We start from the raw sequence: 6,528 nt of genomic DNA on the forward strand, positions 1-6,528 counted from the left end.
AAACGAATAGGCTTTTTCCATACCTCACATTTTAGCATATATTTCGTAAACGATGCTCATATTTAACAGTAAAGCCGTCGTAGAACGACGGGGTTTCAGACCCAAATTTTCGATGACTGCCGTGGATGTCCTGCAGCTTCAGGAAGTCCCCACCCCGAAAATTAGTCAACCGCATCAGGTTTTATTAGCATTAAAAGCGGCTGGTGTCAACCCTATTGATACAAAAATTCGTAAACGCGGCACTTTTTACCCCGAGCAAATGCCGGCCATTTTGGGCTGTGACGGGGCGGGAATTGTCGAGGCAGTTGGGGCGGCGGTGCAGGATTTTCGCCCCGGGGATGAAGTGTATTTTTGTAACGGCGGACTGGGCAAGGCCGGCACGGGAAATTATGCCGAATATGCCCTGATCGAGGCGGATTATCTGGCCCATAAGCCGAAATCTCTTTCTTTTGCCGAGGCGGCCGCTGTACCTTTGGTTTTAATCACCGCTTGGGAAGCACTCTACGATCGCGCCCGTCTTCAGTCGGGACAAAGCGTCCTTATCCATGGCGGGGCCGGGGGTGTTGGTCATGTTGCGATTCAATTGGCGAAACTGAGGGGGGCTAAAGTTTATACAACGGTGGGAAATAGCGATAAAGAGCGTTTAGTGCGGCAATTAGGGGCAGATTACCCGATTTTATACAAACAAACCGATTTTGTTGCGGCGATACTTCAAGAAACCGCAGGGAAAGGGGTAGATGTCGCTTTTGATACGGTGGGAGGGGCAACTTTTGGGCAAACTTGCCGAGTGGTGCGAGTATATGGCGATATGGTGACGATTTTGGAACCTACGGGCAGCTGGAAGGAAGCACGCGATCGCAATTTGCGGATTAGTTTAGAATTAATGTTAACCCCGGCTTTGATGGGACTGCCAGAAGCGCAAAAATATCAAACAGAAATTCTCAAGCAAGGGGCGCGTTTAATTGACGAGAAAAAGTTAACTATTCATCTCTCCCAAACCTTCCCTTTAGCGGCAGCTATCAGCGCCCATCAATTGCTAGAAACTGGTGCGGTGACGGGGAAAATTGCCCTAATTATCGACTAGAAATCTGCTGGCCACTACAATAGGCGTGGAATATAGCTAGGTAATAGGTGTAGGGCTAATTCATGAATTAGCCCTACAATAGGCGTTGTCAAATTGAAAGATGCTCCGAATCAGCTTGGAACTGAAATTACTTTGATAGGAAAGATTGCATGGCATCTTTCCTATTCTGATCTGACAACGCCGCCTTTTCTCACGCCAAGGTTTTACCTTGGCACACACTAAGGTTGGGTTTTAGTTCTGATTTTTTCGTCGGCTAACCGCAAACAAGCCACCGCCAAAAAAGACTAGACCCATAATCATAGAAGATTCGGGAACTGGTTGTAATGATCGTCATGTGTAAATAATTTTGCCTAGGTACTTAAGCGATTAAAGGTAGCAAAAAAAGAATTAGATTCGGAGAATGAATCAGCCCTACCCCTGCCCCCAGGAAAAGCTTTTTGCCGCAAACCCCAGATAGTCAACAGTTTAGTTGAAACCCGATTAAATTTTCGATCGCTTTGACCAAATCTTGATTAGTCCAATTCTGGTACAGATAAGCGGCGATCGCTGATCCTCCGGCTCCGACTCCTTCCTTGACGAAACCTTGTTCATAAGCTTGCAAAACTGGGTATTTAGAGGCGGAAAAATCTAATTTTGTGGCTAATAGGGGTATTTTTCCGATCAGGCGGGCTAATCCCACCGTATCCCCCGTTTTATCTTCCGCTACCCAGCGAGTTGTGCCGACGATGATATTTTCCCAGTTAACTGGATAGGCATATTTAGCCACTAGAGCTTGAATTAGAGCAGAAACGGCTAACATTTGGGTTCCTCCAGCGAGGAGTACCCCACCCTGCCCACTGGCGGCGATTGCCATGCCAGCGACGAAAATCTGCTGAGGATCGCCTAGTGCGGCGATTACCTCAAAAGGATCAAAAATTTCTTTTTGGGCTAATCCCTGCTCAACTATTGCCCGTTTCTGGGCATGATTGCACTGGGGGTGGCTGCTGTTAACTTTGCCGTTGGCTCGATAACCCAATCCGGTGAGGATGGCGAGGGCGGTGGTGGTGCCACCGACCACACACTCGCCGATAATTAGATAACTAGACTCCCGGGCTAATTTTTCTCCCCAGGTTAGTCCTTGGGCGAACAGGTGTTTTACTATGGGGATATCTAGGGCGCAGCCAGTGGAGAGACAACGGGCCGGTTGTCCCCCTAGTTCGATATAATCGACGGCCGGGGGCAAGGGTAAACCGGCGTTAAAAACGAGGACGGGAATGGCTAATTTTTCCACTACGGCGCGGGTAATATAGGCAGGGGAGGCTCCCACCGTTAGGGGGGGTAAGGGATAACGGGGATGGGGTGAAACTCCTTTAACGATAAATTCGGCATCGGCGATCGCTGTATATTTTCTATCTTCCGGGGTAGCGCCGGCGGTGGAGATTCCGGGGATTAATCCCGTCTCGGTAAACCCCAAAACTAGGGCAAATATCGGAGAAGATTTTTGATGGCGCTCTAACCAATTTTGCCCCTGTTCGATTTCCGTGTAAATTTTAATCATCTGTTGATTTTGTCCTATTACTTATCACTATTTCGCTCTCTCCCTGAGATGATCTTTGATTTCGACATATTTAGGAAATAAGTTATAGCGTTTCTGATTCACAAGAGGTACATTCCCGAGCCTGAACAGCTTAATCAGCAAAGGTTTAAGTGTGCCGCACAGATGCGAGAACCGCTATATTTTAGCTACTGTTAAAGCTTGTTGAATCCACTCTTGAAGGGGATAACTTAATTCTAATCTTTCCCGTTGGTTAGCAAGGGCTATTTCATAGCAAGAAATGGGGGAAACTCCGAGAGATTCTGCTAACTCAAATTTTTCTACTAGCCAATGATCGGGAAATCTGTCAAAATTGCCATTTATTAACCACAACCAAATATGAGTATCAAGCACAATTACTTCAGACATTCCCAATCTTCTTCATCTACAATAGGACTGACCATATCACCTAGTATTTTAGCTTTACCCACCATATTCTCAACTGGAAAACGCCGTTTGAATAAGGATGGCTTTTCTTCTAATAAGTTGTTTTTGCTGGCGGTGAAATTTTTAATTAATTGATAAAGTTCATCTAGTTGTTCTTCAGGTAGATTATCAATTGCTGTTTGAATAAGTTCTTTAACAGTCATAGTTTTACTCTCTATTTTCTGAACTTGAGTTATATTATAACACAACGGTTCCTTCAATAAAGGGACTTATCTTGAGATTTTACCTAAAATACAGCAGACTAAAAAGACTAATTTAAACCGTTTATTCTTAGATTAGCGGAATCTCCCCCAATGCAAGAGTGCCTCGTCTCAAAAAGTAATTTAAACACTTAAGTAGCTGGTTATAATTAAATTTAAAATGGATTTTAGGTTTGATCCCCCCTGCCCCCCTTGATAAGGGGGGTGCCGATAGGCGGGGGGATCTGAAAGTTTTTAATACCTATCTACTTAACAGCTTATGTCTCTCCTGTCTTCTACAATTATCGATAATTGGCGACGTTTTTACCGAGATCCCCTGGCAGTAATAGGAGCGATCGCATTAATGATAATTATTTTTGCTGTCCTATTCGGTCCAATTTTCTATCGAGTTCCTATAGATGCGATCGATTTTAGTCAAGCTACGGCTCCCCCTAGTTTAAAACATCTTTTCGGGACTAATGATCTGGGACAGGATCAATTGGCGAGGATTTTGGTGGGGGGTCGAATTTCCCTAGCGGTGGGGATTGCTGCTATGATGGTGGCGATGATTTTGGGAACGGCGATCGGGGCTATTTCCGGGTTTTACGGGGGGGCGATCGATGGCTTATTGATGCGATTAACGGATTTATTTCTATCTTTGCCCCAATTACCCCTACTTTTGCTGATTGTCTATCTATTTCGCGATAGTATCAAGAAAATCGCCGGACCGGAAACGGGTATTTTTATCCTCGTGGTTTTGGTGATCGGGGGTTTAAATTGGATGTCGGTGGCGCGATTGGTGCGGGGAAATTTCTTAAAGTTACGGGAGATGGAATTTATCTCGGCTGCAAAAGCTTTGGGGGCCACTCCTTTCCGTTTAATCTGGGTGCATTTATTACCTAACGTTTTGGGAATGATTATCGTGGCGGCCACTTTAGCCGTGGGTAATGCGATTATTACCGAGTCAACCCTGAGTTTTTTGGGTTTGGGTTTCCCCCCCGATGTGCCGACTTGGGGACAAATGTTATTTAAAGCTAAAGATTACTTGACAACTGCTCCCCACTTGGTAATTTTTCCCGCTCTAGCTATCGTGATCACGGTGTTAAGTATTAATTTTATCGGTGATGGTTTACGGGATGTCTTTGATCCTAATGTTTGAGGAACTTTGGAAGTGGATAATTGCCGAAAAGTACCCAGAACCTCTATGATAATCAGTAGCGATGGTGAGGAAATAAATACTGTGAGTAGCGTAACTGTCATTAGCGATCAGAAGTTTGACCAAGAGGTTTTTGGGGTCGAAAAACCCGTTTTAGTCTATTTTTGGGCGAGTTGGTGCGGTCCGTGCCGTCTGGTATCCCCCTCGATCGATTGGGTAGCCAACACCTACGGCGAACGGCTAAAAGTAGTTAAACTAGAAATAGACCCTAACCCCGACTCGGTGGCTAAATGTAAGGTGGAAGGTGTTCCTGCTTTACGCATCTTTAAAGATAACGAAATTATTGCCACTCATGAAGGGGCGATCGGCAAACAACAATTACAATCTTTTATCGATACCTATGTCAGCTAATTAGGTATCCGTGGTTATGAATAACTTAACCCTAGCAAACCGCTTACAGGCACTACAATCCAACGTTTTTGCCGATATGGATCGGGCAAAAGCTGCCAGTAGAGAAGCGGGTAATACCATTATCGATCTTTCGCTCGGTTCCTCCGATCTTGGGGCTGCTCCCCATGTTGTCGATGCTATTGAGCGATCTCTCCACGATCCTCACACCCACGGCTATTTACTCCATAATGGGACCAGAGACTTCCGAATAACTGCCGCTAACTGGTATAGTGATCGCTTTGGTGTTCCCATCGATCCAGAAACGGAGGTTTTACCCCTAATTGGTTCTCAGGAAGGCACGGCCCATCTACCTTTGGCCATTCTCAACCCCGGGGATTTTGCCCTGCTGCTCGATCCAGGTTATCCCTCCCATTTGGGCGGTGTTGCCCTTGCCGGCGGTCAAATGTACGGAATGCCAATTTTGGCAAAAAATGACTTTCTGCCGGTTTTAGAGGACATTCCTGAGCTAGTGCTGGCACAATCGAAGCTGATGGTCTTGAGTTATCCCCATAATCCCACTACAGCGATCGCACCTTTGGCATTTTTCCAAAAAGCGGTTGATTTTTGCCGTCAGCATAATTTAGTTTTAATCCACGATTTTCCCTATCTAGACATCTTTTTTGCGGGAACATCGCCTCCCCCGTCAATTTTACAGGCCGATCGAGATAAAACTAATTCGATCGAGTTTTTTACCTTTTCCAAGTCCTATAATATGGGCGGTTTTCGCATCGGTTTCGCCATTGGCAACCCGCAGTTAATTATGGCTTTGCGACAGATTAAAGCCATGGTTGATTTTAATCAGTATTTGGGCATTCTTAACGGTGCGATCGCTGCTTTAACCGGTAATCAAGATTCAGTCAAGGAAACCGTCGCTATCTTCCAAAAACGCCGGGATGTGTTTATTAATGCCCTAAATCGCATCGGTTGGCCGGTTGCCACTCCGGCCGCCACTATGTACGTTTGGGCGAAAATTCCCCCCAGTTGGCCGGGTAATTCCGTCGATTTTTGTCGGCAATTGGTGGCCCAAACTGGTGTCGCTGTTTCCCCCGGTTCCGGTTTTGGTAAGGGTGGTGAGGGGTATGTGCGTTTTGCCTTAGTTCACGATCCCGATATTCTAGAGGCTGCCGTGGAGAAAATTGGGGCTTTTTTGGGATAAAACCGATATTCTAAGCAGTGGTTATGCTGCAATCGATAACTTTCGCCTTGTTGCTTCTGATATTTCGGGTGATATTGGTAATGTGTCCACTCCCAAACCTTCTGGTGTTATCGGACTAGGCATACTAGGTGGTGGTTTAGTGGTGCGTTGCGTCGCTAAACGTCGTTAACTGCGCTTGGGGTGCGGAGATGAGCCAAAATTTTGCTAATTCCCCACCCTTTGCGGTTAAAAGCTTTAATTGTGCTGCTGTCTTTGTAATTGCTCGATCGCGTCGGGGGATAAATCGGTAAATCGGGCGATTTCTGGGATAGAAAAACCAGCAGATAGCATTTTTAGGGCAATTTGTCGAGCTTTTTCTTCTTTACCTTTTTGTAGTCCCTTTTCCTCGCCTTCCTCTCTGCCTTCCTCTAAAATATCTTGATAGATGACGGATTCTCTCATAATGTCACTCCGAAGGATTTTTTTAATCGTCTCTCGATTTAA

At 45.6% G+C, this 6,528-nt stretch carries 8 protein-coding genes and 1 pseudogene; 5 read left to right on the top strand and 4 right to left on the bottom strand.

The window, feature by feature from the left end; translation table 11 throughout:
* Window positions 1–112: 112 nt before the first annotated feature.
* Window positions 113–1,084: a zinc-dependent alcohol dehydrogenase family protein gene (locus EWV66_RS23530; protein WP_052278344.1), complete on the top strand. Its 972-nt coding sequence runs from the start codon at window positions 113–115 to the stop codon at window positions 1,082–1,084.
* 457 nt (window positions 1,085–1,541) lie between these two features.
* Here the strand turns inward: EWV66_RS23530 and cobT are convergent, their stop codons facing one another.
* The 3 genes and pseudogenes from cobT to EWV66_RS23545 form a co-directional block, all read right to left on the bottom strand.
* A complete protein-coding gene (gene cobT / locus EWV66_RS23535; RefSeq protein WP_052275353.1) occupies window positions 1,542–2,621 on the bottom strand; it encodes a nicotinate mononucleotide-dependent phosphoribosyltransferase CobT in 1,080 nt (359 codons plus the stop codon).
* 177 nt (window positions 2,622–2,798) lie between these two features.
* A pseudogene (locus EWV66_RS23540) lies at window positions 2,799–3,026 on the bottom strand (type II toxin-antitoxin system VapC family toxin); the annotation flags it as partial.
* A complete protein-coding gene (locus tag EWV66_RS23545) occupies window positions 3,014–3,247 on the bottom strand; it encodes a hypothetical protein (RefSeq protein ID WP_002788542.1) in 234 nt (77 codons plus the stop codon). The pseudogene EWV66_RS23540 and the gene EWV66_RS23545, both read right to left, overlap by 13 nt.
* A 316-nt stretch (window positions 3,248–3,563) precedes the next feature.
* Here EWV66_RS23545 and EWV66_RS23550 point away from each other — a divergent pair, with 316 nt between their 5' ends.
* Genes EWV66_RS23550 through EWV66_RS23565 form a run of 4 tightly spaced genes read left to right on the top strand, consistent with a single transcriptional unit; the run spans window position 3,564 to window position 6,214 of the window.
* Window positions 3,564–4,442 (top strand): ABC transporter permease, encoded by an 879-nt coding sequence (locus tag EWV66_RS23550; RefSeq protein WP_287107667.1) that lies wholly within the window; start codon window positions 3,564–3,566, stop codon window positions 4,440–4,442.
* Between the two features lie 45 nt (window positions 4,443–4,487).
* Window positions 4,488–4,850, top strand: coding sequence for a thioredoxin family protein (locus EWV66_RS23555; RefSeq protein ID WP_081417910.1), 363 nt, complete (start codon window positions 4,488–4,490; stop codon window positions 4,848–4,850).
* Between the two features lie 16 nt (window positions 4,851–4,866).
* Window positions 4,867–6,045: an LL-diaminopimelate aminotransferase gene (locus tag EWV66_RS23560; protein ID WP_287107669.1), complete on the top strand. Its 1,179-nt coding sequence runs from the start codon at window positions 4,867–4,869 to the stop codon at window positions 6,043–6,045.
* Entirely contained in the window at window positions 6,026–6,214 is a 189-nt protein-coding gene (locus EWV66_RS23565) for a hypothetical protein (protein WP_002788545.1), read from the top strand. Before EWV66_RS23560 ends, EWV66_RS23565 begins: the two co-directional genes overlap by 20 nt.
* Window positions 6,215–6,279: 65 nt before the next feature.
* On the opposite strand, the gene EWV66_RS23570 is transcribed toward EWV66_RS23565, so the two are convergent.
* Window positions 6,280–6,528 (bottom strand): Rpn/YhgA-type helix-turn-helix domain-containing protein (locus EWV66_RS23570; protein WP_502705662.1); only part of this gene is annotated, 249 nt, incomplete at its 5' end.

The organism is Microcystis sp. M_OC_Ca_00000000_C217Col (assembly GCF_007095585.1).
Classification (GTDB): Bacteria; Cyanobacteriota; Cyanobacteriia; order Cyanobacteriales; family Microcystaceae; genus Microcystis; species Microcystis panniformis.

Bases quoted from the DNA above. Each gene is read 5' to 3' on its own strand.
- EWV66_RS23530 (WP_052278344.1), top strand. From the start codon at position 113: ATGACTGCCGTGGATGTCCTGCAGCTTCAGGAAGTCCCCACCCCGAAA.
- EWV66_RS23555 (WP_081417910.1), top strand. From the start codon at position 4,488: ATGATAATCAGTAGCGATGGTGAGGAAATAAATACTGTGAGTAGCGTA.
- EWV66_RS23545 (WP_002788542.1), bottom strand. From the start codon at position 3,247: ATGACTGTTAAAGAACTTATTCAAACAGCAATTGATAATCTACCTGAA.
- cobT (WP_052275353.1), bottom strand. From the start codon at position 2,621: ATGATTAAAATTTACACGGAAATCGAACAGGGGCAAAATTGGTTAGAG.
- EWV66_RS23560 (WP_287107669.1), top strand. From the start codon at position 4,867: ATGAATAACTTAACCCTAGCAAACCGCTTACAGGCACTACAATCCAAC.
- EWV66_RS23550 (WP_287107667.1), top strand. From the start codon at position 3,564: ATGTCTCTCCTGTCTTCTACAATTATCGATAATTGGCGACGTTTTTAC.